Source organism: Pseudomonas borbori (assembly GCF_900115555.1).
GTDB classification, from domain to species: Bacteria; Pseudomonadota; Gammaproteobacteria; order Pseudomonadales; family Pseudomonadaceae; genus Aquipseudomonas; species Aquipseudomonas borbori.
In genome coordinates, this window is the sequence record NZ_FOWX01000015.1 from 43,528 (window position 1) to 69,751 (window position 26,224).

The window sequence follows — 26,224 nt, forward strand, 5'->3', positions numbered from 1 at the left end:
AAATGGATAACAATCAGCCGATCATCGTCAAGCGGGTGAAGAAGACCGCTGCTGGCCACCATGGCGGGGCCTGGAAGATCGCCTTCGCCGACTTCGCCACGGCGATGATGGCGTTCTTCCTGGTGATGTGGCTGATGTCCGTGGCTACCCCCGAACAGAAGAAGTTGATCTCCGGTTACTTCAAGGATCCGATCGGTTTCTCCGAAAGCGCCAGTCCCTTCGTCATCGATCTCGGCGGCTCGCCGACTCCGGCGCCGGATCGCACGCTCAATCAGCAGGTCGACGATCAAACCGAAGGCGAGGAAGTCGAGATCGAGCCGGCGCAGCCCGATCCCGCGCAGGCCGAAGGCATGGCCGAGGAGCTGGAGCGCGAACGCCTCGAGCTGTTGCTGCAGGAGCTGCAGAACAAGGTCGAGGAGAATCCGCAATTACAGCGTTTCAAGGATCAGATCCTGTTCGAGATCACCCAGGATGGCCTGCGCATCCAGATCATCGACGCCGAGAACCGGCCGATGTTCGCTAGCGGCAGTGCACACCTGCAGCCGTATTTCGAGGACATCCTGCTGGCCCTGAGCGACACCATCAAGGCGGTGCCGAACAAGATCAGCATCAGCGGCCACACCGATGCCAAGCCGTTTGCCGGTGACGGCGAGTTCGGTAACTGGGAACTCTCGGCGAATCGGGCCAATGCCGCCCGGCGCACCCTGATCGCCGGTGGTTACGACGAGGCGCAGGTGGCTCGGGTGGTGGGCTATGCATCGTCGGCGTTGTTCGATCGAGACGACCCGCTGAACCCGGTCAACCGGCGTATCGACATAGTCGTGTTGACGAAAAAAGCCCAGCGCGCCATCGAGGGCGAGCAGGATGGCGCTGTCGACGCAGAGGCTGACGGCGCTACAGCGCCTGATGTGCCGCAACCGCCCGCCGCGGAGCCGGCCGAGCCGGATGAGGTGCGCGAGCGCTTGAACATTTTCGAGGACGGACTGTTGCAGTTCGACCAGCCGAGCGAATGAGTCGCGGCTTGCATGTGCCAGGCCGCGAGTGATCGCGGCCTGGTTATTTCAGTACTCCGCTTCGGGCAGGCTGGCGAGGATGTGCCGGTAGCTGGCCATCCGCTGTGGCTGGATGCGGCCGTCTTCCAGGGCCTTGAGCAGGGCGCAGCCGGGCTCGCGGTCATGCTTGCAGTCGCGAAAGCGGCACTGGCCGATCAGCTCGTGGAACTCGATGAACCCCGCTTCGACATCCGCGCGGCTGACATGCACCAGGCCGAACTCGCGGATGCCCGGCGAGTCGATCAGCTCGCCGCCGCCGGGGAAGTGGAACAGGCGTGCGGTGGTGGTGGTGTGGGTGCCCTTGCCGGTCAGTTCAGAGAGCGGCCCGACACGGGTGTCCACCCCTGGCAGCAGGCTGTTGACCAGCGACGACTTGCCAACCCCGGACTGGCCGACGAAGACGCTGACGTGGCCGTCGAGCTGCCGCTTGAGCTGCTCCATGCCGTCGCCCTGATGGGCCGAGACTTCCAGCACCGGGTAGCCGAGCTGACGATAGACGCCGAGCAGGACGTTCAGCGCCACGGCGTTCTGTTGGTCGATCAGGTCGGCCTTGTTCAGCAGCAGCAAGGGACGAATGCCGGCGTGTTCGGCGGCCACCAGGTAGCGGTCGATCAGGTTGGCGTGGGGCTCGGGCAGTGGGGCGAAGACGATCACGATCAGGTCGACGTTGGCCGCCACCGGCTTCAGCTGACCGCGGGTGTCCGGGCGGCATAGCTCGGTCTTGCGTGGCAGTTGCGCGACTATGACGCCGATGCCCTGGTTGCCGGCACGCCAGACCACGCGATCGCCGGTGACCATGGCCGGCAGGTTGGCGCGCAGGTGACAGCGAAACACCTGGCCGGCCAGCTCGCCGTCTGTGGCTTCGACTTCGACCTGGACGCCGAAGTGGGCGATGACCAGGCCGAGCTGTTCCGGGCCGAGGTCGCCGCCCTCCAGGGTTTGCACGGCCTGCGACTCGCGCTTGGCCGCACGGGCGGCGCGTTCGCCCTGAATTTTGTCGATGCGCCAGCTTTGCCGGCGGTTGAGTTGGCGTTTGGCCATGAAAGTTCCGAGGTTGACTTGCGGTGAAATCCGCCCGCGAGTCTAGCACGCGGCACATGCAGACTCGCGCTGCTGCGTTGCGGGTTAGACTGCGGCGCAGTGGCGACAGGCAGATCGAGGCGATAAATGGTTACGCGTGTACCTATGATTGGGCGAGTGGCCAATCGCTATCCGGCGCTGCTGGCGTTGCTGGCGCAGCTGTGCGCGGCGCTGCTGGTGGGCGGGGCGATCGTCCTGGCGGCGCAGTTCTCGAGCTGGCGCCCCGGCGGCTTGGCCGCCGGTTTGCTCCAGGGGTTGCTGGCGGCGAGTGTCAGCCGCTGGCTCGGTTTGGCGTCATGGTGGTGGTGGCTGAACCTGGGGTTTGTCCCGGCGCTGCTGCTGTTCAGTGGTGCGGCGCTGCCGTCCTGGGTGTTTTTACTCGGCTTCCTGCTGCTGTTGCTGGGCAACTGGAACAGTTTCGGCGAACGGGTGCCGCTTTATCTGACCGGCGTGCGCAGTCGCCAGCAACTGGCCGGGTTGCTGGTTCGGCAGCCAGCCGGTTTTCGTTTCGTCGATCTCGGCTGTGGCCCGGCGGGAACCTTGCTCTGGCTGGCGCGGCGCTTTCCCCAGGCGCAGTTCGTCGGGGTGGAAACCGCGCCCTTGCCGTTCGCCATCGCCTGGCTACGCGCTCTGGCGCAGAACAACTGCCGGATTCGCTACGAGAATCTCTGGCGCACCGATCTGGCGCGGTTCGATGTGGTCTATTGCTTTCTCTCGCCCGCGCCGATGGCGGCGCTCTGGGCCAAGGCTGTGGCGCAAATGGCCGGCGGTGCCTGGCTGCTCAGCAACAGCTTCGAGGTGCCCGGGGTGCCGGCCGATCAGCAGGTCGAGCTGCATGACTGGCGTCGCTCGCGTCTGTTGTTATGGCGGATGCCGGGAGCCTGTCGGGCGTGATCGCCTGGAGCAGGGTAAAGCTCGACAGGCCCGATGGTGGATTTATCGCTAAACTGCCGGCATCAGCCGAGGAGTAGAGCATGCAGAACCCGCAGAACCTGATCTGGATCGACCTGGAAATGACCGGACTCGATCCGGAGAAGGACGTGATCATCGAAATGGCCACGATCATTACCGATAGCGACCTCAATATCCTGGCCGAAGGCCCGGTGATTGCGGTGCATCAGAGTGACGAGGCGCTTGCCGGCATGGATGAATGGAACACCCGCACCCATGGCGAGAGCGGCCTGGTCAAGCGCGTGCGTGAGAGCAGGATCAGCCAGGCCGAGGCCGAGGCGCAGACCATCGCCTTTCTCGAACAGTGGGTGGCCAAGGGCCAGTCGCCGATCTGCGGCAACAGCATCGGTCAGGATCGGCGTTTCCTCTATCGCTACATGCCGGACCTGGAAGCCTATTTCCACTACCGCTACCTGGATGTCTCGACCCTGAAGATCCTCGCCGAGCGCTGGGCGCCGAAACTCAAGGAGGGGTTCCAGAAAAAAGCCAGCCACCAGGCGCTGGACGATATTCGCGAGTCCATCGCCGAACTCCAGTACTACCGCGAGCACTTCATCAAGGTTTGAACCTGGGCTTCAGGACGCGCCGCGCTCGGCGTGGCGCGCCAGCGCCCACTCGACATGCTCGCGCACCAGTGCCGAGGGGTGCTCGCGGCGGGCTTGCAGCGCCTCGAGCACCGGGATGCTCGAGGGCGCATTGCCCAGGCCGACGGCCAGGTTGCGCAGCCAGCGTTCGTAGCCGGCGCGGCGCAGTGGCGAGCCTTCGGTGCGACTCAAGAATTCCTCTTCGCTCCAGCGGAACAGCGCGGCCAGCTCGGCGTTGTCCAGTTGATGGCGCGGCTGGAAATCGCCCTGCTCGGTGGGGCGGGCGAAACGGTTCCATGGGCAGACCAGCTGGCAGTCGTCGCAGCCGAATACGCGGTTGCCGATCGGCGCACGCAGCTCCTCGGGGATCGCGCCTTTCAGTTCGATGGTCAGGTAGGAAATGCAGCGCCGCGCATCCAGCACGTAAGGGCCGACGAAAGCCCCGGTCGGGCAGATGTCCAGGCACGCGCTGCAGCGCCCGCAATGTTCGCTGGCGTGCGGCGCATCGACCGGCAGCGGTAGGTCGACGAACAGCTCGCCAAGGAAGAAGTAACTGCCGGCGCCGCGGTTGAGCACCAGGGTGTGCTTGCCGATCCAGCCGAGGCCGGCCTGTTTGGCGATGGCCTTTTCCAGTACCGGTGCGCTGTCGACGAAGGCGCGGTAGCCGAACGGGCCGATCTGCTGCTGGATGCGCTCGGCCAGTTGCTGCAGGCGTTTGCGGATCAGCTTGTGGTAATCGCGGCCCAGGGCGTAGCGCGATACATAGGCTTTCTCCGGTTCGCCCAGACGCTGGGCCATCTGCGTGTCACCGGGCAGGTAGTCCATGCGCAGCGAGACCACCCGCAAGGTGCCGGGCACCAGTTGTTCGGGGTGCGAGCGCTTGCTGCCGTGGGCGGCCATGTAGTCCATCTCGCCCTGGTAACCGGCGTCCAGCCAGCGTTGCAGGTGTGCCTCGTGCTCGCTCAGGTCCAGCCCGGCAATGCCGACCTGCTGAAAGCCCAGTTCGCGGCCCCACTCCTTGATCGACTGGGCGAGGGCGGCGAGATCGAGTGCGACAGTTGTCATAGGGTGCGGGTAACCGGAGCGGAGGTGGGTATAATTCTGCCAGACATCGGAGCCGACGCATGCCGCAATCGCCAGACAATCTTCCCCTCGCCTTGTATAGCGCCGCCCAGGTGCGCGAGCTGGATGCGCGCCTGATCGCCGCCGGTACCCCGGGCTTCGAGCTGATGAGCCGCGCCGCCCATGCCATCTGGCGCGCACTGCGCCGCCGTTGGCCGGACGCCGGAACGCTGACGGTGCTGGCCGGGCGCGGCAACAATGCCGGCGACGGCTATCTGGTGGCGGCCCTGGCGCTGCGCGCCGGCTGGCAGGTGCAGCTGCTGGCGGTGGGCGATCCGCTGCAGCTGCAAGGCGCTGCGGCGCAGGCACGCGATGAGGCGCGGGCCGCGGGCGTATCTGTCCAGCCCTGGAGCGAATGCACCGAGCTGAGCGGGGTGGTGGTCGATGCACTGCTCGGCACCGGCCTCAGCGGCGCGGTGCGCGAACCCTATGCCCAGGCGATTCGCCTGCTCAACGCCAGCGGCCTGCCGGTCCTGGCGGTGGATATTCCCTCGGGCCTGTGTGCCGACAGCGGTCAGGTGCTGGGCGTGGCCGTGCGTGCACAGCTGACGGTGACCCTGATCGGCCTGAAGCTGGGGCTGTTCACCGGGGTGGCGGCGGATTGGCTGGGCGAACTGGTATTCGCTGACCTGCAGGCCGAGCCGGCGCTGGTCGCTGCGCAGGCGTGGGTGGCGCAGCGCCTGGCTGGGGCCAATGTGCCGCGCGTGCCGGCGCGGCCGCGCACCGTGCACAAGGGGCAGTTGGGCCATGTGCTGGTGGTCGGCGGCGACCGCGGCTTGGCCGGTGCCGCCCTGTTGGCGGCGCAGAGCGCCTTGCGTGGCGGTGCCGGGATGGTTTCCCTGGCGACCCGTGGCGAGCACCTGGCCGCGGCGCAGGCGCGCGTGCCCGAGGTGATGAGCGCCGCCGTGGCCTCGGCCAATCAACTGCTGGCGCTGGGCGCCGCGGCCAGCGTCTGGGTGGTCGGGCCGGGCCTGGGGCAAGGGGCCTGGGGCCGCAGCCTGCTGTCGGCTGCGTGTATCGCTGAGGCGCCGCAGGTGTGGGACGCCGACGCCCTCAACCTGCTGGCCGCGGGTGCGGTCAGGATGCCGGCGGGCGGCGTGATCACCCCGCATCCGGGCGAAGCCGCGCGCTTGCTGGGCATCAGTAGCGCCGAGGTGCAGGCCGACCGCCCGGCAGCGGCGCGGACTCTGGCCCGGCGCTACCAGGCGGTGTGCGTGCTCAAGGGGGCGGGTAGCCTGGTGGCGGATCCTGATGGGCAGCTGCTGCTCTGCGATCGCGGTCACCCGGTAATGGCCGGCGCCGGCCTGGGCGATGTGCTGGCCGGCCTGATCGGTGCGCTGCTGGCCCAGGGCTTGCCGGCGATGGCGGCGGCCAGTCTGGCGGTCTGGCTGCATGCAAGTGCCGGCGAGCGTCTGGCCGGGCAGGGCTGTGGGTTGGCGGCAAGCGATCTGTGCGCCGTCATTCGTCAATTGTTGCAGGAGCAGTCAGCTTGGCCGAATTAGAGCTGTATGCCGCCGATGAGGCGGCGATGCTGGGACTGGGCGCGCGTATCGCCGAGGTCAGTGGCGGGCGCGGGGTGATCTATCTGCATGGCGACCTGGGAGCGGGGAAGACCACCCTGTCGCGCGGGATCATTCGCGGCCTGGGCCATGCCGGGGCAGTCAAGAGTCCGACCTTCACCCTGGTTGAGCCTTACGAGATAGACGCGGTTCGCGTGTTCCATTTCGACCTGTATCGCCTGGTCGACCCGGAGGAACTGGAGTACCTGGGAATACGCGACTACTTTCAAGGGGATGCCTTGTGTCTGGTCGAGTGGCCGGAGCGCGGCGCAGGTGTTTTGCCAAAGGCCGACATGGACATTACCATTACCGCGCAAGCGACCGGCCGTGCCCTGCAATTGCAGGCGCAAGGTGAGCGCGGTGAAACCTGGTGTGCCGTTTTGGCCTCCGGGGCATGATCAAAACATAATGGGGTCGGGTATGCGCATAGGCGCGCGTTTCATCGCGGTTGGAGTGGTACTGGCGGCGCTGGCTGCCGAGGTTGTTGCCGCTTCGGATGTGCGCAGCGTCAGGCTGTGGCGGGCGCCGGACAACACGCGCCTGGTGTTCGACCTGTCCGGTCCGGTGCAGCACAGTGTGTTTACCCTCACGGCGCCGAACCGCATCGTCATCGATGTCAGCGGCGCCAAGCTGGCGACCAGCTTCGATAACCTGGCCTTGAGCAATACCCCGATTACCGGCATGCGTTCGGCGCAACGCACGGCCGAAGAGCTGCGGGTGGTGATCGACCTGTCGGCGCAGGTTACGCCGAAGAGCTTCATGTTGGCGCCCAATCAGCAATATGGCCATCGCCTGGTGGTCGATCTGTTCGATCAGGAGGCGGGTGCTGCTCCCGGTCTGCCCGTGACTCAGGTGGCCAGTGCGCCAGTGGTGCCGGTCACGCCGACCCAGGCGCCAGCCAAGCTGACCCCGCTGCCCAGCGGCAAGCGCGATATCGTCATCGCCATCGATGCCGGTCATGGTGGCGAAGACCCGGGCGCGCTGTCGCCGGTCAAGGGTCAGTTCGAGAAGCACGTGACCCTGGCGATCGCCAAGGAATTGCAGCGCCAGATCAACGCCGAGAAAGGCTTTCGCGGCGAGTTGGTGCGCACCGGCGACTATTTCATCCCGTTGCGCAAGCGCACCGACATCGCACGCAAGAAGGGTGCCGATCTGTTCGTCTCGATTCATGCCGATGCGGCGCCGCGGGCGGCGGCCTTTGGCGCCTCGGTGTATGCCCTGTCGGATCGCGGCGCCACCTCGGAGACGGCGCGCTGGCTGGCCGACTCGGAGAACCAGTCGGATCTGATCGGCGGCGCCGGCAATGTCAGCCTGGACGACAAGGACCGCATGCTGGCCGGGGTGCTGCTGGATCTGTCGATGACCGCGTCGCTGTCGTCCAGCTTGAATGTCGGCAACAAGGTGCTGGGCAATATGGGGCGGATCACGCCGCTGCATAAGCGCCGGGTCGAGCAGGCCGGCTTCATGGTGCTCAAGTCGCCGGACATGCCGTCGATCCTGGTCGAGACCGGGTTCATCTCCAACCCCAATGAAGCGCGCAAGTTGGCCAGTACCGGCCATCAGCAGGCGCTGGCCCGTTCCATCGTGAGCGGCGTGCGCCAGTTCTTTCAGGAGAACCCGCCGCCCGGCAGCTACGTCGCCTGGCAGCGCGATAACGGCAAGATTGCCCAGGGGCCGCGCGAGCATGTGGTCAGCTCCGGCGAGAGCCTGGCGTTGATCGCGCTACGTTACCAGGTCAGCCTTGGTGCCCTGCGCAGCGCCAATTCGCTGAGCTCCGATGTGATCAAGGTCGGCCAGACCCTGCAGATTCCGACCACGGCGCTGGCGGTTCAGCCATGAACAGTGAAGCGCGTATCCAGTTGTTGAGTCCACGTCTGGCCAACCAGATCGCCGCGGGCGAGGTGGTCGAGCGGCCTGCTTCGGTGATCAAGGAATTGCTCGAGAACAGCCTGGACTCCGGCGCCCGGCGCATCGAGGTGGATGTCGAACAGGGCGGGGTCAAGCTGCTGCGGGTGCGCGACGATGGTGGCGGCATAGCGGCGGACGATCTGCCGCTGGCGTTGGCCCGGCATGCCACCAGCAAGATCCGTGAGCTCGAAGACCTCGAGCAGGTCATGAGCCTGGGCTTTCGTGGCGAGGCTCTGGCCTCGATCAGCTCGGTCGCGCGCCTGACCCTGACCTCGCGCACGGCCGCTGCCGAGCAGGCCTGGCAGGTGGAGACCGAAGGCCGCGACATGCAGTCGCGGGTGCAGCCGGCGGCGCATCCGGTGGGCACCTCGGTGGAAGTGCGCGACCTGTTCTTCAATACCCCAGCCCGGCGTAAATTCCTCAAGGCCGAGAAAACCGAGTTCGATCACCTGCAGGAAGTCATCAAGCGCCTGGCGTTGGCGCGTTTCGATGTGGCCTTTCACCTGCGCCATAACGGCAAGACCGTGCTCGGCTTGCACGAGGCGCATGACGATGTCAGCCGTGCGCGGCGGGTGGCATCGGTCTGCGGGACGGCCTTTCTCGAGCAGGCGCTGCCCATCGAGATCGAGCGCAACGGCCTGCGCCTGTGGGGCTGGGTCGGCTTGCCGACCTTCTCGCGCAGCCAGGCCGATCTGCAGTACTTCTATGTCAACGGGCGCACGGTGCGCGACAAGCTGGTCGCCCATGCGGTGCGCCAGGCCTACCGCGACGTGCTGTTCAATGGCCGTCACCCGACCTTCGTGCTGTTCCTGGAAATCGACCCCGCGGTGGTCGATGTCAACGTGCACCCGACCAAGCACGAAGTGCGCTTTCGCGACGGGCGCATGGTCCATGATTTCCTCTACGGCACCTTGCATCGTGCCTTGGGCGATGTGCGCCCGGAGGATCAACTGGCCGCACCGGCCGCGGTGAGCGGCATGCTTGCGCCGACCGGGCAGGCGGCCGGCGAATTCGGCCCGCAGGGCGAGATCGGTCTGGCCGCCAGCTTGCTTGAGCCGCCACCGCGCGAGTCGCTCTGGCGCTCACCGGGGGCCGGTTATCAGGGCCAGCGGCCGCAGGCCGGAGTGCCTGCGGCCGAGGCGCAGGGCGCCTACCGCGAGTTTTTCGCGCCGCTGGCAGCCGCGCCGGCGAGCCTGCCCGAGGCCCAGGGCGACGTGCCGCCGCTCGGTTATGCCATCGCCCAGCTCAAGGGCGTGTATATCCTCGCCGAGAACGTGCCGGGCTTGGTGCTGGTCGACATGCACGCGGCGCATGAGCGGATTACCTACGAGCGGCTGAAAGTGGCCATGGCCAGCGAAGGTCTGCGCGGCCAGCCGTTACTGGTGCCCGAGTCGCTGGCCGTCAGCCAGCGCGAGGCCGATTGTGCCGAGGAGCATGCGCCCTGGTTTCAGCGCCTGGGCTTCGAGCTGCAGCGTCTGGGCCCGGAAAGCCTGGCGATCCGGCAGATTCCCGCGCTGCTCAAGCAGGCCGAGGCCAATCGACTGGTGGCCGATGTACTGGCCGATCTGCTCGAGTACGGCACCAGCGACCGGATTCAGGCGCATCTCAACGAGTTGCTCGGCACCATGGCCTGTCACGGTGCGATACGCGCCAATCGCCGCCTGACCTTGCCGGAAATGAATGCCCTGCTGCGCGACATGGAACACACCGAGCGCAGCGGCCAGTGCAACCACGGCCGGCCGACCTGGACCCAGTTGGGCATGGATGACCTGGACAAGTTGTTCCTGCGTGGCCGCTAGAACGCAGCGCAGAGCGAGTCGCCGCAGGTGCGTGGGCGACTCTGTCGATGCCCGCGATCCTCGACAATCGCGGGCATGGCCCGCTCCTACGAACTATCTGTCCATCCTGCCTTAGCTGAGCTTATGACTGCCAACGCTTTGCCCCCCGCCATCTTCCTGATGGGGCCCACCGCCGCCGGCAAGACCGATCTGGCCCTCGAGCTGGCGCGGGTGCTGCCGTGCGAGTTGATTAGCGTCGACTCGGCTTTGGTCTATCGCGGCATGGACATCGGCACCGCCAAGCCCGACAAAGCCACTCTGGCCGAGTTCCCCCATCGCCTGATCGACATCCGCGACCCGGCCGAAAGCTACTCGGCCGCCGAGTTTCGTGCCGACGCCCTGGCGGCGATGGCCGACATCAGCGCGCGGGGACATATCCCGCTGCTGGTTGGCGGCACCATGCTGTATTACAAGGCGCTGCTCGAAGGGCTGGCCGATATGCCCGGCGCCGATCCGCAGGTGCGCGCCGAGCTGGAAGGGCGCGCCGAGGTCGAAGGCTGGGAGGTCCTGCACCGCGAGCTGCAGGCGGTCGATCCCGAGTCCGCGGCGCGCATCCATCCCAATGACCCGCAACGCCTGGTTCGGGCGCTGGAAGTCTATCGAGTCAGCGGTCTGAGCATGACTGCGCACCGCCAGCGCCAGGCGGAGCAAAATCATGTCATGGGTGCGTCCGCAGCGGGACAATTCCCCTATACTGTCGCGCACTTGGCCATTGCTCCGGCGCAGCGCCAATTGTTGCACGCGCGAATTGCACAAAGATTTCAGGCGATGTTGGAACAGGGCTTTGTCGACGAGGTCGAACGCCTGCGTCAGCGAAGTGACCTGCATCCGGGGTTGCCGTCTATACGTGCAGTGGGTTATCGCCAGGTGTGGGATTTTCTCGAAGGCAACCTGAGTGAGGCGCAGATGCGCGAGCGTGGCATTATCGCCACGCGGCAGTTGGCCAAAAGGCAGTTTACCTGGTTGCGCAGTTGGGCCGATTTGCACTGGCTGGATAGCCTGGCTTGTGACAATCTGCCGCGCGCCTTGAAATACCTGGCGGCGGCCTCCATATTGACCTGAGACCTTGCCATTGGCCGTCTATCCTTGGGGGTATGGCGGCCTGAACCCGTTTGTTGGTTCACTAAAACTATTAATTATTGATTTTTCAAAGGAGTGCGACACATGTCAAAAGGGCATTCGCTACAAGACCCTTACCTGAATACCCTGCGTAAGGAACGCGTCCCGGTTTCCATCTATCTGGTCAACGGCATCAAGCTGCAAGGTCAGATCGAGTCGTTCGACCAGTTCGTGATTTTGCTGAAAAATACTGTCAGCCAGATGGTCTACAAGCACGCTATCTCCACTGTGGTGCCAAGCCGCCCGGTGCGTTTGCCGAGCGTTTCCGAGACCGAACTGGCTGAAGCCGAGCCGGGCAACGCCTGATCTAGGAGGTCGTATTGTTCTTCGAGCGCCATGAAGGGGGTGAGCGGGCTGTTCTGGTTCATCTGGAAGGTCAAGATTCCGCGGCGCGCGAAGATCCGCAAGAGTTTCAGGAGCTGGCCGTCTCGGCCGGTGCTGACACGGTTGCCTTTCTCAGCGTGCCGAGTAACCGGCTGACTGCGAAATACCTGATTGGCAGCGGCAAGGTCGAGGAGTTGCGCGATCAGGTCAAGATTCTCGAGGCGGATCTGGTGATCTTCAACCACGTCCTCACGCCCAGTCAGGAACGCAATCTGGAGCGGATTTTCGAGTGCCGGGTGCTGGACCGCACTGGCCTGATTCTCGATATTTTCGCCCAGCGCGCGCGCACTCACGAAGGCAAACTGCAGGTCGAACTGGCTCAGCTGGATCACCTGAGCACCCGCCTGGTGCGTGGCTGGACCCACCTGGAACGGCAGAAAGGCGGTATCGGTCTGCGCGGTCCGGGGGAAACCCAGCTGGAAACCGACCGCCGCCTGCTGCGCGTGCGCATTCGCCAGATCAAGCAGAAGCTGGAGAAGGTGCGCAGTCAGCGCGAGCAGGCGCGGCGCGGGCGCAAGCGCGCGGATATCCCTTCGGTGTCCCTGGTCGGCTATACCAACGCCGGCAAGTCGACCCTGTTCAATGCCTTGACCGAGTCGGACGTTTACGCCGCCGACCAGTTGTTCGCTACCCTGGATCCGACCTTGCGCCGCCTGGAGTTGGACGACCTGGGGCCGGTGGTATTGGCCGATACGGTGGGCTTTATTCGTCATCTCCCGCATAAACTGGTCGAAGCCTTCCGGGCGACTCTGGAGGAATCGAGCAATTCCGACCTGCTCCTGCATGTGATCGATGCGCATGAGCCTGAGCGCGATCAGCAGATCGAGCAGGTCATGGCGGTGCTCGGCGAGATCGGCGCGCACGAGTTGCCGATGCTCGAGGTCTACAACAAGCTGGATCTGCTCGAAGGGGTCGAGCCGCAAATTCAGCGCAACGCCGACGGCAAGCCGCAGCGGGTCTGGTTGTCTGCCCGTGACGGGCGTGGCCTGCCCCTGTTGAAGCAGGCCATTGCCGAGTTGTTGGGCGACGACCTGTTTATCGCTACATTGCAGTTGCCGCAACGCCTGGCGCGGCTGCGCGCACAGTTTTTTGCCCTGGGTGCGGTGCAGAGCGAGGAGCATGCCGAGGATGGCAGCAGTTTGTTGGCGGTACGCCTGCCGCGGGTCGAATTGAATCGACTGGTCACCCGGGCAGGTTTGCAACCGTTGGAGTTTATCGAGCAACACACTTTGCAATAAAGCCTGCGACAGTGGCTTTGCCGCTGATGGCTGGCATTGGGTAGCATTGGTCGGCGCGCCGTGGGCGCGTCTTTGCTTTATTTGATGGAGAGCGCTATGGCTTGGAATGAGCCGGGTGGCAACTCGAACAATCAGGATCCTTGGGGCGGCCGCAAAGGCGGCGATCGCAAGGGGCCACCGGATCTCGACGAGGCCTTCCGCAAGCTGCAGGAAAGCCTCAACGGGCTGTTCGGTGGTGGTAAGAAACGTGGCAGTGACGACGGTGCCGGTAAAGGCGGTGGTTTCGGTCTGCTGTTTATTGGCCTGGGTGTGCTCGCGGCCATTTGGCTGTACAGCGCGATCTATGTGGTCGATGAGCAGGAGCAGGCCGTGGTGCTGCGTTTCGGCAAATACTACGAAACCGTAGGGCCGGGCCTGAACATCTACTTCCCGCCGATCGATCGCAAGTTCCAGGAGAACGTCACCCGCGAGCGTGCCTACAGCAAGCAGGGGCAGATGCTCACCGAGGACGAGAACATCATCGAAGTGCCGCTGACCGTGCAGTACAAGATCAGCAATCTGCAGGATTTCGTGCTCAACGTCGACATGCCGGAAGTGAGTCTGCAGCACGCCACCGACAGCGCAGTGCGCCATGTGGTCGGCTCCACCGAGATGGATCAGGTGCTGACCGAAGGCCGCGAGCTGATGGCCAGTGAGGTCAAGGACCGTCTGCAGCGTTTCCTCGATACTTATCGCACCGGCATCAATGTCACCCAGGTCAACGTGCAGAGTGCGGCGGCGCCGCGCGAGGTGCAGGAGGCTTTCGATGACGTGATTCGCGCCCGTGAAGACGAGCAGCGCGAGAAGAATCAGGCGGAAACCTATGCCAACGGCGTGGTGCCGGAGGCTCGTGGTCAAGCCCAGCGCTTGATCGAGGACGCCAGTGGTTACCGCGATGAAGTGGTTTCCCGGGCAACGGGTGAGGCCGATCGCTTTACTGCGTTGGTGGCCGAGTACCGCAAGGCGCCGGAGGTCACGCGTGAGCGTTTGTATCTGGACACCATGCAGGAACTGATGAGCAATAGCAGCAAGGTGTTGGTGACTGGCGACAAGGGGCAGAACAATCTGCTCTATCTGCCGCTGGACAAGATGATCGACGGCCGCAGCAGTGCCGGCGCTAGTGCCATTTCGGGTGCGGGTGCCAGTGAGCTTGGTGCGCGTGTCGGTAGTGAGCCGCGCCAGGTCGAGCTGCGTACAAGGGAGAGCCGCTGATGAGCAATAAATCGCTGATCGCCCTGATAGTTGGCGTAGTGCTGGCGCTGGTGGCCTGGAACAGCTTCTATATAGTGGCGCAAACCGAGCGGGCAGTACTGTTGCAGTTCGGTCGAATCGTCCAGCCGGACGTGCAGCCGGGCTTGCATGTGAAGATTCCTTACGTCAATCAGGTGCGCAAGTTCGATGGGCGTCTGTTGACTCTGGATTCCTCCAGTTCACGCTTCCTCACCCTGGAAAAGAAGGCGCTGATGGTCGATGCCTTCGCCAAGTGGCGGGTGCTCGATGCCGAGCGTTACTACACCGCGACTTCGGGTATCAAGCAGATCGCTGACGAGCGTCTGTCGCGGCGCCTGGAGGCTTCGTTGCGTGACCAGTTCGGCAAGCGCACGCTGCACGAATCGGTGTCCGGCGAGCGTGATGCGCTGATGGCGGACGTTACCGCGTCGCTGAACCGTGCCGCCCAGCAGGAACTGGGTATCGAGGTGGTGGATGTGCGGGTCAAGGCCATCGACCTGCCGAAAGAAGTCAACCGTAGCGTGTTCGATCGCATGAGTTCCGAGCGTGAGCGTGAGGCGCGCGAGCATCGGGCCAAGGGTAAGGAACTGGCCGAAGGTATTCGTGCCGATGCCGATCGTCAGCGCCGCGTGTTGCTGGCTGATGCCTACCGCCAGGCGGAAGAGCTGCGCGGCGATGGCGATGCCCAGGCAGCGGCCATCTACTCCAAGGCGTATGGCCAGGATCAGGAGTTCTACTCGTTCTATCGCAGCCTGAAGGCTTATCGTGAGAGCTTCGCGGATAAGCGTGATGTGCTGGTGCTCGATCCGAGCAGTGACTTCTTCCGTTATCTGGAAAAGTCCAAGCCCTAAAGGCAGCGTCAAGCTGCAAGCCATAAGCTGCAAGTAAGCGTCGGACTTCGCTTGCAGCTTAAAGCTTGTGGCTTGTGGCTTGTGGCTTGTGGCTATGAGCGTGGTATGATTCGGCAGCCGGGGAAATCCCGGCTTTTTTGCGTCTGTGGGTATCATGTGGCAGGAATCGGGCATTGCGTTTTGTCTCTTGCTGGTCCTGGAAGGCATCCTGCCCTTCCTTTGTCCGCGCCTTTGGCGTGGGGCAGTCGCACAGCTTGCAAGGTTGTCGGATCGACGACTGCGATTGATGGGGCTGACCAGCATGTTGCTGGGTACAGCTTTCCTTTATCTGCTTCACTGAAGGCTTGTGCCGCCCGGTTCAAGAGGGGAATGGCGAAATGGCAACGGTAGACCGCTGGCTATTGCCAGATGGCATCGAAGAAGTACTGCCGCCGGAAGCGGCGCGCATTGAAGTCGCGCGCCGTCAGGTGCTGGATCTGTTCCAGCGCTGGGGCTATGAATTCGTGGTGACGCCGCATATCGAATATCTGGAGTCGCTGCTTACCGGAGCGGGTCGGGATCTGGATCTGCGCACCTTCAAGGTGACCGACCCGTTGTCGGGCCGGCAGATGGGCTTTCGTGCCGATATCACGCCGCAAGTGGCGCGGATCGATGCACATACACTGCGCCGCGAAGGGCCGAGCCGGCTGTGTTATGCCGGCAGTGTGGTGCATGCCCAGCCGCGCGCGCTGACCACCTCGCGCAGCCCGATCCAGTTGGGCGCCGAGTTGTATGGCGATGCCAGTCCGGCCAGCGATGTGGAGGTCATCAGCCTGCTGGTGGACACCCTGGAGCTGGCGCAGGTCCCCGACATCCACATGGATCTCGGTCATGTCGGTATCTACCGTGGCCTGGCGCGTGCCGCCGGCTTGTCCGGCGAGGTCGAGCAGCAACTGTTCGATGCGATGCAGCGCAAGGCCATGGATGAGATTGTGCTGCTGACCGAGGCCTTACCGGCTGCGCTGTGCACGATGCTGCGCGCCCTGGCCGAGCTCTGTGGTGGTCGTGAAGTGCTGGACCTGGCGCAGGCTTGCCTGGTCGAGGCGCCGGACGATGTGCATGCTGCGCTGGATGACTTGCTGGCGATTGCCGATGCGCTGAGCCTGCGTTACCCGGAGTTGCCGTTGTACTTCGATCTGGGCGAGTTGCGCGGTTATCGCTATCACACCGGCGTGGTATTCGCGGCCTTCGTGCCGGGTGTCGGCCAGTCGATAGCCCAGGGCGGTCGCTATGACGATATAGGTGCGGACTTCGGTCGGGCGCGTCCGGCGACGGGGTTCTCCACCGATCTGAAAACCCTGGTCAGTCTCGGTCAGATGCCGCTCGGTGAGCTACCGGCGGGCATCTGGGCGCCTGATCATCATGACCTGTACCTGTGGCGTGCCGTGCAGCGCCTGCGCAGTGAAGGCGAGCGTGTGGTGCAGGCTTTGCCTGGGCAGGCTTTGGCTGACGCGCATGAGGTGGGCTGTGATCGACAATTATTGCTGTGTGACGGCCGTTGGCAGGTGATGCCGCTGGCTTCCTGATCTGGGGTTCAGGTCGGTCGGGCGCTGGTTGCATACCTGATTGGGTCGGCCTGACAGGCCGTCCAAACTGGCCGTCCTGATAGGCCGTCCCAAATTGTTTCCGTCGGCTGCGGTCGACATCAAGCTTGCGCGAAGAGGACAAGTGTTATGGGTAAGAATGTCGTAGTCCTGGGCACCCAGTGGGGCGATGAGGGCAAGGGTAAGATCGTCGACCTGCTCACCGAACAGGCTGCAGCCGTCGTGCGCTACCAGGGTGGCCACAATGCCGGTCATACCCTGGTGATCGATGGCGAAAAAACCGTTCTGCACCTGATCCCTTCGGGCATCCTGCGCGAGAACGTCCAGTGCCTGATCGGCAATGGCGTGGTGGTTGCCCCTGACGCGCTGATGCGGGAAATCGTCAAGCTGGAAGAAAAGGGCGTGCCGGTGCGCGAGCGCCTGCGTATCAGCCCGTCTTGCCCGCTGATCCTGCCCTACCATGTGGCCCTGGATCAGGCGCGCGAGAGAGCTCGTGGCGATCTCAAGATCGGTACCACCGGTCGCGGCATCGGCCCGGCTTACGAAGACAAGGTGGCGCGTCGCGGTCTGCGTATTGGCGACCTGTTCCACCGCGAGCGTTTCGCCGCCAAGCTCGGCGAGTTGCTCGATTACCACAACTTCGTGCTGCAGAACTATTACAAAGAACCGGCCATTGATTTCCAGAAAACCCTGGACGAGTGCATGGAATACGCCGAGCTGCTCAAGCCGATGATGGCCGATGTGACGGCGGTACTGCACGAGATGCGCCGCGAGTCCAAGGACATCATGTTCGAGGGCGCCCAGGGTTCGCTGCTGGACATCGATCACGGTACCTACCCCTATGTCACCAGCTCCAATACCACGGCCGGTGGTATCGCCACGGGGTCGGGGTTTGGCCCCATGTACCTGGATTACATCCTCGGCATTACCAAGGCCTACACCACCCGTGTCGGCTCGGGTCCGTTCCCGACCGAATTGTTCGATGAAACCGGTGCCTTTCTCGCCAAGCGTGGCCATGAATTCGGCTCCACCACCGGGCGTGCCCGTCGTTGCGGCTGGTTCGATGCGGTGATCCTGCGCCGCGCCATCGAAATCAACAGCATTTCCGGTCTGTGCCTGACCAAGCTCGATGTGCTCGACGGCCTCGAGACCATTCGTATCTGCGTCGGCTACAAGGATCAGTACGGCGAAGTGCTGGTCGATGCGCCGACCGATGCCGACAGCTATCTGGGGTTGCAGCCGGTGTACGAAGAAATGCCGGGCTGGAGCGAGTCGACCCTGGGCGCCAAGACCCTGGACGAATTGCCGGCCAGTGCGCGGGCCTACATCAAGCGCGTGGAAGAACTGGTCGGTGCGCCGGTCGACATCATTTCCACGGGCCCGGATCGCAACGAGACCATCGTGCTGCGTCACCCGTTCGCTTGAGAGCTTGTGAGCGGTACAGCAAAGGGTCGCCATGGGCGGCCCTTTGTTGTTTTATGGTGGTGGCTTCAGCTTTGGATTCTGCGGCCGATCACTGGTTATAAGCTGGCCCGATTTGAAAGGAGTGGAACCTTGTCCGCCATGTTCGCATTGCTGCACAGCCGTTTGTTGCGTCCGGTATTCATTGCCCTGGGCGTGGCCATGCTGGTGCAGGTATTCCTGGCCGTATGGTTGACCCGCACCACTGTGGGTGACCTGGTCGCCGACCTGACGACGCGCCTGGAAGGCGATAGCCAGCGTCTGGGTGGCGAGTTGGGCGCTGCCGAGCGTGAGGTGGTGCAGAGCTTGACCGCCTTGTCGGCCAATACCCGTGAAAGCCTGGGGGTGGCGTTGTCCGGGCGGCTCCAGGCCGAGCAGGAGCAGTTGCGCGGCGTACTCGAGGAGAATCTCAAGCAGTCGGGCGGCGCCATGGCGCAGTTGCTGGCTGGTGTCGCGCCCAAGGCGATCTGGGATGGCGACGTGCCGGCGCTGACTGCGTTCACGCGCATCGCTCAGCGCGATCCCGCGGTGCTGTTCGCCGTCTATTACGACGCGCAGGGACAGCGCCTGACCCGCAATTTCAACCGCAGCGATGCGCGGGTTCGGGCTCTGGTCGCGGCGGGGCAGGGCGATACTCCGCTGGACAAGCTGGTCGAGGCGGCCTCGCGCGATCCGCAGGTGTATATGGTCGAAGTAGCTATTAGTCCCATGGGGGCGCAGATCGGCAAGGTCCAGTTGGGCTTGTCCAGGGCGGCTGTGGAGCAGGAGTTGCAAGCGCTTGATCAGCGTTTTTCCGCGCTGGTGGACAGCGCCGGCGAGTTGGTGGACGTCAGTCTGGCCAGCGCTGCGGGTGAAAGCACTCAGGCGCTGCAGCGGCGCCTGACTGAGGCGCAGCAGGCGGCCGAGGGGATGGCGCAGGGTAGCCTGAGCTCGGTGCGGGCTGCTGCCGAGAGCTTGCGCTGGCGTATCGCTGTCGGGCTCTTGGTGGTCGGTTTGCTGACGTTGCTGGCGGTGGCGCTGGTCCTCGGTTGGCGGGTGTTGAGTCGCCTGCGATTGCTGATCGCGGCCCTGCAGGACTTGGCGCAGGGCGAGGGCGACCTGACCCGGCGAGTCGAGTTGGACAGTCGTGACGAGGTGGGTGAGATGGCGGCCGCGGTCAATCGCTTTGTCGCCAGGTTGCAGCCCATCGTGCGCGAGGCGGGCGAGGTGGCGGTACTCACCGGACGCGAAATCGACGGTCTGGCGTCACGCAGTGCGGCGGCCGAGGCTGCCGCCGGGCGTCAGCGCGACGAGGTGGCGGGTAGCCTGCAGGCCTTGGCGCAGATGGCGGGTGAGGCGCAGGCGGAAAGCCAGGCGATGCAGGAGGCGTTGCGCCGGGTGGCGGCGATTCGGCAGGCGACTCAGGATAATGCGGCGATTGCGGCGCGGGTCGGTGGGGCGATGGAGACTCTGGTGCTGCGGGTCGGCGACGGAGCGGCAGTGATCGAGCGCCTGGCCAGGCAGAGCGAGCAGATCGAAGTGGTGCTGACGGTGATCCATGGTATCGCCGAGCAGACCAATCTGCTGGCCTTGAATGCCGCCATCGAGGCGGCGCGCGCTGGGGAGAGCGGTCGCGGTTTTGCCGTGGTCGCCGACGAGGTGCGTGCCCTGGCGAGCAAGACCCAGCAGTCGACCGGCGATATTCAGGCGCATATCGGTGCCTTGCAAAAAGGCGCGCGTGAGGCGGTTGGCGCAATCGGGCAGGCCGGCCAGCAGGCGGATCAGGGGCTGGCTGCGCTGCTGGAAAGCGCCAAGGTGCAGCAGTCGGTGCAGGCGGCGGTGGAGGAGGTGCATGGCGCCATCAATGCGGCGACTCAGGCAGCGGCGCATCAGGCGCAAGGTGCCGATGCGGTGCGTGGACGGGTCGAGGTGATTCATGCCGAGGCTCAGCGGGCGGCCGAGGCGGTGGCCGCCACGGCCGACAGCGGGCGGGTGCTGGATGGTCTGGCCAGGCAACTGAAGGCCAGTCTGGGGCAGTTCCGCGTCTAGTTGGGGATTCTGGATTACGTTTTTGTCGGTTGGGTTGCGCAGTCTGCAACTGCAAGACCCAGCCTGCAATTAGCAGTCGGGCGGGGCTAGTATGCCGTGCTAAATCGCAGGCAAGAAAAAACCGAGCGCTTGGCTCGGTTTTTTGAATTGGTGCCCAGGAGAAGACTCGAACTTCCACGACCGTAAGGTCACCAGCACCTGAAGCTGGCGTGTCTACCAATTTCACCACCTGGGCTTGATTGCAATGATCGCTCATTTGCTATCAACTACAACTTGGTTAACTTCGTTTCCCGTCGTTGTGGCGCGCATAATACGGATCGAGTTTTTACTTGTAAACCCCCGTGATCAAAAAATTTTATTCTGTGTGCTGGGCTGACCCGGATAGTGGTTTCGCGCTTCAATAGGCACATGGCAAACCGAATTTAAATAGAAAAGGTGAACTCTCTCTAATGGCCGACTGGCAATCCCTCGACCCTGAGGCCGCTCGTGAAGCGGAAAAATACGAAAATCCCATCCCGAGTCGCGAACTGATTCTGCAGCACCTCGCCGAACGTGGTTCCCCGGCGAACCGTGAGCAGTTGCTCGACGAGTTTGGCTTGACCACCGAAGAGCAGATCGAGGCGTTGCGCCGTCGGCTGCGCGCCATGGAGCGCGACGGCCAGTTGATCTACACCCGCCGCGGCACCTATGCGCCGGTGGACAAGCTGGACCTGATCCTCGGCCGCGTCAGCGGTCACCGCGATGGCTTCGGCTTCCTGATTCCGGACGACGGCAGTGATGACCTGTTCCTCAGTCCGGCGCAGATGCGTCTGGTCTTCGACGGCGACCGTGCCCTGGCGCGGGTTACCGGCCTGGATCGGCGTGGGCGCCGCGAAGGCGGCATCGTCGAGGTGCTGACCCGCGCCCATGAAAGCATCGTCGGTCGCTATTACGAAGAGAGCGGTATCGGTTTCGTGGTCGCCGACAACCCGAAGATCCAGCAGGAAGTGCTGGTCACCCCGGGGCGCAATGCCGGGGCCAAGCAGGGCCAGTTCGTCGAGGTGAAGATCACCCACTGGCCGACCCCGCGTTTCCAGCCGCAGGGCGACGTGATGGAGGTGGTCGGCAACTACATGGCGCCGGGCATGGAAATCGATGTCGCGCTACGCAGCTACGACATCCCGCATGTCTGGCCCGAGGCCGTGGTCAAGGAGGCGCGCAAGCTCAAGCCTGAAGTCGAGGAGAAGGACAAGGAAAAACGCATCGATCTGCGTCACCTGCCCTTCGTTACCATCGATGGCGAAGATGCCCGCGATTTCGATGATGCTGTGTACTGCGAGAAAAATGGCAGCAACTGGCGGCTGTTCTCCGGCGGCTGGAAGCTGTATGTGGCGATTGCCGACGTCTCCCATTATGTGAAAGTCGATTCGGCGCTGGATGCCGAGGCGCAGGTGCGCGGCAACTCGGTGTATTTCCCCGAGCGGGTGATCCCGATGCTGCCGGAGGAGCTGTCCAACGGCCTCTGTTCGCTGAATCCGCAGGTGGATCGTCTGGCCCTGGTCTGCGAGATGAGCATCTCCAAGACCGGCAAGATGATCGACTACCAGTTCTGCGAGGCGGTGATCCACTCCCATGCGCGCCTGACCTACAACAAGGTCAGTGCCATGCTCGAAGAGCCGAAAGGCAGCGAAGGCAAGGCCCTGCGCAGTGAGTACAAGGCAGTGCTGCCGCACCTCAAGCAGCTCTACTCGCTGTACCAGGTATTGCTGGCGGCGCGGCACGAGCGTGGCGCCATCGACTTCGAGACCCAGGAGACGCGGATCGTTTTCGGTGCCGGGCGCAAGATCGCCGAGATCCGGCCGACCCAGCGCAACGATGCGCACAAGCTGATCGAGGAGTGCATGCTGGCCGCCAACGTGGCCACCGCCGCGTTCATGCAGAAGCATGAGATTCCGGCGCTGTATCGCGTGCACGATGGTCCGCCGCCCGAGCGGGTGGAAAAGCTCAAGGCCTTCCTCACCGAGTTGGGCCTGTCCCTGCATCGCGGCAAGTCCAAGGACGGTCCGACGCCCAAGGACTACCAGGCGCTGCTGGAAAGCATTCGCGGCCGCCCGGATTACCACCTGATCCAGACCGTGATGCTGCGTTCGCTCAGTCAGGCGGTGTACAGCGCCGACAACCAGGGCCACTTCGGCCTGAATTACGAGGCCTATGCCCACTTCACCTCGCCGATCCGCCGCTACCCGGACCTGCTGATCCATCGGGCGATCCGCAGCGTGATCCGCTCCAGACTCGATACCCCGCACGTCAAGCGCGCGGGCGCGGCGAGCATGCCCAAGGCGCGCATCTATCCCTATGATGAGCCGACCCTGGAACAGCTCGGCGAGCAGTGCTCGATGTCCGAGCGGCGCGCCGACGAGGCCACCCGCGATGTGGTGAACTGGCTCAAGTGCGAGTTCATGAAGGATCGTGTCGGCGAAACCTTCCCTGGCGTGATCACCGCGGTGACCGGTTTCGGCCTGTTCATCGAGCTGACCGATATCTACGTCGAAGGCCTGGTGCACGTCACCGCCTTGCCGGCCGACTACTACCACTTCGATCCGGTCCACCACCGTCTGGCCGGAGAGCGCAGCGGGCGTAACTTCCGCCTCGGCGACACGGTCGAGGTCAAGGTCATGCGGGTCGATCTGGACGAGCGCAAGATCGACTTCGAAATGGCCCAGAGCGTCGTGGATGCGCCGGCCGGGCGTAGGCGCGGTGGTTTCGAGTCGGCGGCGGGTAAGACCGCGCGCAGGGATGGGCGAGTTGCCGCTGCCGGCGGTACCGATGTGGAGAAGAGTCGCGAGCTGAAAAAGGCGCTGCTGGCCGAGTCCAAGGGCAAGGGCCGCGGTGCTAAAGGCGAGCCGGCCAGGTCGGCGAGCGCGGATGGCAAGGCCGCCAAGCATCGCAAGGGTCCGCCGAAGGGCGGGGCGCCGGCCGCCGGTGATGGGTCGCGCAAGCGTAAGGCAAAATCATGAGTCAGTTGGAAAAGATCTACGGCGTGCATGCCGTGGAAGCCTTGCTGCGTCATCACCCCAAGCGGGTCAAGCAGGTCTGGCTGGCCGAAGGGCGCAATGATCCACGGGTGCAAACCCTGTTGGCGTTGGCGGCGGATGCGCGGGTTGCCGTCGGCCAGTGCGAGCGCCGCGAGATGGATGCCTGGGTCGAGGGGGTGCATCAGGGTGTGGTCGCCGAGGTCAGCCCCAGCCAGGTCTGGGGCGAGGCGATGCTCGAGGAGTTGCTCGATCGCGCCATTGGCCCGCCGCTGTTGCTGGTGCTGGACGGGGTGACCGATCCGCACAACCTCGGCGCCTGCCTGCGCACCGCCGATGCGGCGGGTGCGCTGGCGGTGATAGTGCCCAAGGACAAGTCCGCCACGCTCAATGCCACGGTGCGCAAGGTGGCCTGTGGCGCCGCCGAGGTGATTCCGTTGGTGGCGGTGACCAACCTGGCGCGCAGCCTGGAGAAGCTCCAGCAGCGCGGTCTGTGGGTAGTCGGTACGGCCGGCGAGGCCGAGCAGGAGTTGTATCAGCACGACATGACCGGGCCCACGGTGCTGGTCATGGGCGCCGAAGGCAAGGGCATGCGCCGGCTGACCCGCGAGCATTGCGATTACCTGGTCAAGTTGCCGATGGCCGGCAGCGTCAGCAGTCTCAACGTCTCGGTGGCGACCGGGGTCTGCCTGTTCGAAGCGCTGCGCCAGCGCAGCGGCAAGAGCAAGCCGTAGGAACCTGCGTGCTGTGGTTCGGCACTCCGGCGATCCGGTGTGCATGCGCGCCGATCGCCAGCAAGGACTCGGCGCCCCTGGCTGTCACATGAATTGGCCTGGTGTGGTGATCGCTGCGCTGCTCAAATAATCACCAGTCCACCTTGCTTGTGCCTGGGCGCTTCTCTAGAATGGCGCCCCTTGCCGCGACGGCAGGCGCTAGCGCGCCCTGCTGTTTCGGCAAGACACACAGTGATATTCACTCCTTGCCTGACCGCGTTTGGCGGCAGGCTACAACCCGTAAGGAGCATTTATGCGTCATTACGAAATCATCTTTCTGGTTCACCCGGACCAGAGCGAGCAAGTCGGCGGCATGGTTGAGCGTTACACCAAGCTGATCGAAGAAGACGGCGGTAAAGTCCACCGCCTGGAAGATTGGGGTCGTCGTCAGTTGGCTTACGCCATCAACAACGTCCACAAGGCTCACTACGTGATGCTCAACGTCGAGTGCACCGGCAAGGCCCTGGCCGAGCTGGAAGACAACTTCCGTTACAACGATGCCGTGATCCGTAACCTGGTCATCCGTCGCGACGAGGCCGTTATCGACCAGTCCGAGATGCTCAAGGCCGAAGAAAACCGCAGTGAGCGCCGTGAGCGTCGCGACCGTCCTGACAGTGCCGATTCCGCCGATGGCGATGACAGCGACTCCAGTGACAGCAGCGATAACGCTGACGAGTAATCCACGGATCTATTGAGGAGCCAATTACATGGCACGTTTCTTCCGTCGTCGTAAGTTCTGCCGTTTCACCGCTGAAGACGTGAAAGAGATCGATTTCAAAGATCTCAACACCCTGAAAGCCTACATCTCGGAAACCGGCAAGATCGTTCCTAGCCGTATCACCGGTACCAAGGCTCGTTATCAGCGTCAGCTGGCTACCGCTATCAAGCGCGCCCGCTTCCTGGCCCTGCTGCCCTACACCGACAGCCACGGCCGCTGAGATCGGGTGTTCGACAAGAAGTAAGGGATAAAACGCATGCGCGCCTTGGCTGAATTCATTATGCGCGGCCGTATGCAGGCCATCCTCGTGGTGGTGGTTTCGGCGGCATTGCCGCTGCTGTTCTGGTTAAGTGCTGCCGCAGGTTGCCTGGTGCTCCTGCGGCGCGGTCTGAGCGATGCCCTGGGCATCCTCGCCTGGGCGATGCTACCGGCGATAGGCTGGTGGTATTTCGGTGAGCCGCGCACCCTGTTGGTGTTGCTCGGTGCGTTGGGGCTGGCGTTGTTGTTGCGCGCCAGTCTGTCCTGGGATCGTGTGCTGCTGTGCAGCGTGGCATTGGGCCTGGTGTACGGGTTGGTTTTGGGTGCGGTGTTCCGCGAACCCATCGCGGCGATGGCAGGTGAGCTGCAAAAGCTCCTGCCGCAAATGCTCGATGGGGTTCACCAGCAGATGTCGGTGGACGAGCGAGCGCGCCTGGAGAGCCTGATTGCACCGGTGCTGACCGGTTTATTGGCGGCGTTGCTGCAGATTGTCAGCCTGCTGAGCCTGATGCTTGGGCGTTATTGGCAGGCGCTGTTGTATAACCCGGGTGGTTTCGGACGCGAGTTTCGCGCGCTGCGACTGCCGCTGGCACCGGCGATGTTGCTGCTGGTCGGCATGCTGTTGGGCCCCAACCTGGGCGCCGAGATGGCCATGTTGACCCCGCTGTGCAGCGTGCCGCTGGTGTTCGCCGCCATAGCCCTGTTGCATGGGCTGGTGGCGCAAGGGCGACTGGCCAAGTTCTGGCTGGTCGGGTTGTACATCACGCTGCTGCTGTTCATGCAGCTGACTTATCCGTTACTGGTGGTCCTGGCCATTGTCGACAGCCTGTTTGATTTTCGTGGTCGCTTCGAGCGCAAGCACGGCTCGGGTCCTGCGAACGGTGAAGGTTAAAAGTTAAGAGGTTATTACCAAATGGAACTGATCCTGCTGGAAAAAATCGCCAACCTGGGCAACCTGGGCGATAAAGTGAACGTTAAGGCCGGTTACGGCCGTAACTTCCTGCTGCCATTCGGCAAAGCCACCGCTGCAACCGCTGCCAACCTGGCTGCGTTTGAAGCGCGTCGCGCCGAACTGGAACAGCTGGCTGCCGATAAGAAAGCATCTGCTGAAACTCGCGCCGCTCAGTTGGCCGAACTGGAAGTCACCATCACCGCTACCGCGGGCGATGAGGGCAAGCTGTTCGGCTCCATCGGTACGCACGACATCGCCGACGCCCTGACCGCCTCCGGCGTGGAAGTGGCCAAGGCCGAAGTGCGTCTGCCGAACGGTACCATTCGCCAGATCGGCGAATACGACGTGGCGGTGCACCTGCACTCCGACGTCGAAGCGACCGTACGCGTCGTTGTGGTTGCAGCCGCCTAAGAGCCTCGCTCTTAAGCTAGCCGCTCAACGGGCTTGCGCTCAGGCGCAGGCTCGTTAACATCGGGCACGGCATT

Annotated in this window: 24 protein-coding genes, 1 tRNA gene and 1 pseudogene; 23 read left to right on the forward strand and 3 right to left on the reverse strand. The window is 63.9% G+C overall.

Annotated elements, in window-relative coordinates; all coding sequences use genetic code 11:
* Positions 1-2 precede the first annotated feature (2 nt).
* The gene (gene motB, locus BM315_RS12880) at positions 3-1,013 is read left to right on the forward strand and encodes a flagellar motor protein MotB (RefSeq protein WP_090501567.1); all 1,011 of its coding nucleotides are present in this window, start codon (positions 3-5) and stop codon (positions 1,011-1,013) included.
* A 48-nt stretch (positions 1,014-1,061) separates the two neighbouring features.
* Here motB and rsgA read toward each other — a convergent pair whose 3' ends face one another.
* Positions 1,062-2,093, reverse strand: a complete 1,032-nt coding sequence (gene rsgA, locus BM315_RS12885; protein WP_090501569.1) for a small ribosomal subunit biogenesis GTPase RsgA — start codon at positions 2,091-2,093, stop codon at positions 1,062-1,064.
* A gap of 144 nt (positions 2,094-2,237) precedes the next feature.
* Between rsgA and BM315_RS12890 the strand changes: the two genes are divergently transcribed.
* Both BM315_RS12890 and orn read left to right on the forward strand, forming a co-directional pair.
* Entirely contained in the window at positions 2,238-3,026 is a 789-nt protein-coding gene (locus BM315_RS12890) for a class I SAM-dependent methyltransferase (protein WP_090501571.1), read from the forward strand.
* Between the two features lie 80 nt (positions 3,027-3,106).
* The gene (gene orn / locus BM315_RS12895) at positions 3,107-3,649 is read left to right on the forward strand and encodes an oligoribonuclease (RefSeq protein WP_090501573.1); all 543 of its coding nucleotides are present in this window, start codon (positions 3,107-3,109) and stop codon (positions 3,647-3,649) included.
* 9 nt (positions 3,650-3,658) lie between these two features.
* Here the strand turns inward: orn and queG are convergent, their stop codons facing one another.
* Positions 3,659-4,732, reverse strand: coding sequence for a tRNA epoxyqueuosine(34) reductase QueG (gene queG / locus BM315_RS12900; RefSeq protein WP_090501575.1), 1,074 nt, complete (start codon positions 4,730-4,732; stop codon positions 3,659-3,661).
* A 59-nt stretch (positions 4,733-4,791) separates the two neighbouring features.
* On the opposite strand from queG, the gene BM315_RS12905 reads away from it, so the two are divergent.
* The 14 genes and pseudogenes from BM315_RS12905 to BM315_RS25470 all read left to right on the forward strand — a co-directional run bounded on the left by BM315_RS12905 (position 4,792) and on the right by BM315_RS25470 (position 20,027).
* Positions 4,792-6,291, forward strand: a complete 1,500-nt coding sequence (locus BM315_RS12905; protein WP_090501577.1) for an NAD(P)H-hydrate dehydratase — start codon at positions 4,792-4,794, stop codon at positions 6,289-6,291.
* On the forward strand, positions 6,279-6,746 hold the full coding sequence (gene tsaE, locus BM315_RS12910; protein WP_090501579.1) for a tRNA (adenosine(37)-N6)-threonylcarbamoyltransferase complex ATPase subunit type 1 TsaE: 468 nt from the start codon (positions 6,279-6,281) through the stop codon (positions 6,744-6,746). Before BM315_RS12905 ends, tsaE begins: the two co-directional genes overlap by 13 nt.
* 10 nt (positions 6,747-6,756) lie before the next feature.
* Positions 6,757-8,187 (forward strand): N-acetylmuramoyl-L-alanine amidase, encoded by a 1,431-nt coding sequence (locus BM315_RS12915; RefSeq protein ID WP_425287782.1) that lies wholly within the window; start codon positions 6,757-6,759, stop codon positions 8,185-8,187.
* A complete protein-coding gene (gene mutL, locus BM315_RS12920) occupies positions 8,184-10,055 on the forward strand; it encodes a DNA mismatch repair endonuclease MutL (protein ID WP_090501583.1) in 1,872 nt (623 codons plus the stop codon). Before BM315_RS12915 ends, mutL begins: the two co-directional genes overlap by 4 nt.
* A gap of 123 nt (positions 10,056-10,178) precedes the next feature.
* Positions 10,179-11,156, forward strand: a complete 978-nt coding sequence (miaA, locus tag BM315_RS12925; protein WP_090501584.1) for a tRNA (adenosine(37)-N6)-dimethylallyltransferase MiaA — start codon at positions 10,179-10,181, stop codon at positions 11,154-11,156.
* A 102-nt stretch (positions 11,157-11,258) separates the two neighbouring features.
* Positions 11,259-11,519 carry an RNA chaperone Hfq gene (gene hfq, locus BM315_RS12930; protein ID WP_090501586.1) on the forward strand — a complete coding sequence of 87 codons (261 nt, stop codon included), beginning with the start codon at positions 11,259-11,261 and terminating at the stop codon, positions 11,517-11,519.
* Between the two features lie 14 nt (positions 11,520-11,533).
* Positions 11,534-12,835, forward strand: coding sequence for a ribosome rescue GTPase HflX (gene hflX / locus BM315_RS12935; protein ID WP_090501588.1), 1,302 nt, complete (start codon positions 11,534-11,536; stop codon positions 12,833-12,835).
* Positions 12,836-12,931: 96 nt separating this feature from the next.
* Entirely contained in the window at positions 12,932-14,086 is a 1,155-nt protein-coding gene (hflK, locus tag BM315_RS12940; protein WP_090501590.1) for an FtsH protease activity modulator HflK, read from the forward strand.
* Entirely contained in the window at positions 14,086-14,955 is an 870-nt protein-coding gene (gene hflC / locus BM315_RS12945; RefSeq protein ID WP_090501592.1) for a protease modulator HflC, read from the forward strand. The genes hflK and hflC overlap by 1 nt, the downstream gene beginning before the upstream one ends.
* Positions 14,956-15,109: 154 nt before the next feature.
* Positions 15,110-15,295 carry a DUF2065 domain-containing protein gene (locus tag BM315_RS12950; RefSeq protein ID WP_090501593.1) on the forward strand — a complete coding sequence of 62 codons (186 nt, stop codon included), beginning with the start codon at positions 15,110-15,112 and terminating at the stop codon, positions 15,293-15,295.
* A gap of 37 nt (positions 15,296-15,332) precedes the next feature.
* Complete coding sequence (locus BM315_RS12955; RefSeq protein ID WP_090501595.1) at positions 15,333-16,520, forward strand: ATP phosphoribosyltransferase regulatory subunit; 1,188 nt, start codon at positions 15,333-15,335, stop codon at positions 16,518-16,520.
* Between the two features lie 147 nt (positions 16,521-16,667).
* Complete coding sequence (locus BM315_RS12960; RefSeq protein ID WP_090501597.1) at positions 16,668-17,963, forward strand: adenylosuccinate synthase; 1,296 nt, start codon at positions 16,668-16,670, stop codon at positions 17,961-17,963.
* A 945-nt stretch (positions 17,964-18,908) separates the two neighbouring features.
* A pseudogene (locus BM315_RS25465) lies at positions 18,909-19,169 on the forward strand (HAMP domain-containing protein); the annotation flags it as partial.
* Positions 19,143-20,027, forward strand: coding sequence for a methyl-accepting chemotaxis protein (locus BM315_RS25470; protein WP_425287784.1), 885 nt, complete (start codon positions 19,143-19,145; stop codon positions 20,025-20,027). The pseudogene BM315_RS25465 and the gene BM315_RS25470, both read left to right, overlap by 27 nt.
* A gap of 148 nt (positions 20,028-20,175) precedes the next feature.
* Here BM315_RS25470 and BM315_RS12970 read toward each other — a convergent pair.
* Positions 20,176-20,262, reverse strand: a tRNA-Leu gene (locus BM315_RS12970).
* Positions 20,263-20,476: 214 nt separating this feature from the next.
* On the opposite strand from BM315_RS12970, the gene rnr reads away from it, so the two are divergent.
* From rnr to rplI, 6 genes are all read left to right on the forward strand, one after another.
* Positions 20,477-23,023 (forward strand): ribonuclease R, encoded by a 2,547-nt coding sequence (rnr, locus tag BM315_RS12975; protein WP_090501601.1) that lies wholly within the window; start codon positions 20,477-20,479, stop codon positions 23,021-23,023.
* Entirely contained in the window at positions 23,020-23,772 is a 753-nt protein-coding gene (gene rlmB, locus BM315_RS12980) for a 23S rRNA (guanosine(2251)-2'-O)-methyltransferase RlmB (protein ID WP_090501603.1), read from the forward strand. Before rnr ends, rlmB begins: the two co-directional genes overlap by 4 nt.
* 292 nt (positions 23,773-24,064) lie before the next feature.
* A complete protein-coding gene (gene rpsF, locus BM315_RS12985) occupies positions 24,065-24,490 on the forward strand; it encodes a 30S ribosomal protein S6 (protein WP_090501605.1) in 426 nt (141 codons plus the stop codon).
* Positions 24,491-24,518: 28 nt separating this feature from the next.
* Positions 24,519-24,749: a 30S ribosomal protein S18 gene (gene rpsR, locus BM315_RS12990; protein WP_003246847.1), complete on the forward strand. Its 231-nt coding sequence runs from the start codon at positions 24,519-24,521 to the stop codon at positions 24,747-24,749.
* Between the two features lie 36 nt (positions 24,750-24,785).
* Positions 24,786-25,679 (forward strand): hypothetical protein, encoded by an 894-nt coding sequence (locus BM315_RS12995; protein WP_090501607.1) that lies wholly within the window; start codon positions 24,786-24,788, stop codon positions 25,677-25,679.
* 21 nt (positions 25,680-25,700) lie between these two features.
* On the forward strand, positions 25,701-26,150 hold the full coding sequence (rplI, locus tag BM315_RS13000) for a 50S ribosomal protein L9 (RefSeq protein ID WP_090501609.1): 450 nt from the start codon (positions 25,701-25,703) through the stop codon (positions 26,148-26,150).
* The last annotated feature ends 74 nt before the right edge of the window (positions 26,151-26,224 follow it).

Bases quoted from the DNA above. Each gene is read 5' to 3' on its own strand.
- hflC (WP_090501592.1), top strand. From the start codon at position 14,086: ATGAGCAATAAATCGCTGATCGCCCTGATAGTTGGCGTAGTGCTGGCG.
- rplI (WP_090501609.1), top strand. From the start codon at position 25,701: ATGGAACTGATCCTGCTGGAAAAAATCGCCAACCTGGGCAACCTGGGC.
- motB (WP_090501567.1), top strand. From the start codon at position 3: ATGGATAACAATCAGCCGATCATCGTCAAGCGGGTGAAGAAGACCGCT.
- orn (WP_090501573.1), top strand. From the start codon at position 3,107: ATGCAGAACCCGCAGAACCTGATCTGGATCGACCTGGAAATGACCGGA.
- miaA (WP_090501584.1), top strand. From the start codon at position 10,179: ATGACTGCCAACGCTTTGCCCCCCGCCATCTTCCTGATGGGGCCCACC.
- mutL (WP_090501583.1), top strand. From the start codon at position 8,184: ATGAACAGTGAAGCGCGTATCCAGTTGTTGAGTCCACGTCTGGCCAAC.
- BM315_RS12960 (WP_090501597.1), top strand. From the start codon at position 16,668: ATGGGTAAGAATGTCGTAGTCCTGGGCACCCAGTGGGGCGATGAGGGC.
- rpsF (WP_090501605.1), top strand. From the start codon at position 24,065: ATGCGTCATTACGAAATCATCTTTCTGGTTCACCCGGACCAGAGCGAG.
- BM315_RS12890 (WP_090501571.1), top strand. From the start codon at position 2,238: ATGATTGGGCGAGTGGCCAATCGCTATCCGGCGCTGCTGGCGTTGCTG.
- hflK (WP_090501590.1), top strand. From the start codon at position 12,932: ATGGCTTGGAATGAGCCGGGTGGCAACTCGAACAATCAGGATCCTTGG.
- BM315_RS12950 (WP_090501593.1), top strand. From the start codon at position 15,110: ATGTGGCAGGAATCGGGCATTGCGTTTTGTCTCTTGCTGGTCCTGGAA.
- BM315_RS12995 (WP_090501607.1), top strand. From the start codon at position 24,786: ATGCGCGCCTTGGCTGAATTCATTATGCGCGGCCGTATGCAGGCCATC.
- BM315_RS12905 (WP_090501577.1), top strand. From the start codon at position 4,792: ATGCCGCAATCGCCAGACAATCTTCCCCTCGCCTTGTATAGCGCCGCC.
- rsgA (WP_090501569.1), bottom strand. From the start codon at position 2,093: ATGGCCAAACGCCAACTCAACCGCCGGCAAAGCTGGCGCATCGACAAA.
- rpsR (WP_003246847.1), top strand. From the start codon at position 24,519: ATGGCACGTTTCTTCCGTCGTCGTAAGTTCTGCCGTTTCACCGCTGAA.
- hfq (WP_090501586.1), top strand. From the start codon at position 11,259: ATGTCAAAAGGGCATTCGCTACAAGACCCTTACCTGAATACCCTGCGT.
- rlmB (WP_090501603.1), top strand. From the start codon at position 23,020: ATGAGTCAGTTGGAAAAGATCTACGGCGTGCATGCCGTGGAAGCCTTG.
- BM315_RS12915 (WP_425287782.1), top strand. From the start codon at position 6,757: ATGGGGTCGGGTATGCGCATAGGCGCGCGTTTCATCGCGGTTGGAGTG.
- queG (WP_090501575.1), bottom strand. From the start codon at position 4,732: ATGACAACTGTCGCACTCGATCTCGCCGCCCTCGCCCAGTCGATCAAG.
- BM315_RS12955 (WP_090501595.1), top strand. From the start codon at position 15,333: ATGGCAACGGTAGACCGCTGGCTATTGCCAGATGGCATCGAAGAAGTA.
- BM315_RS25470 (WP_425287784.1), top strand. From the start codon at position 19,143: ATGGCGGCCGCGGTCAATCGCTTTGTCGCCAGGTTGCAGCCCATCGTG.
- rnr (WP_090501601.1), top strand. From the start codon at position 20,477: ATGGCCGACTGGCAATCCCTCGACCCTGAGGCCGCTCGTGAAGCGGAA.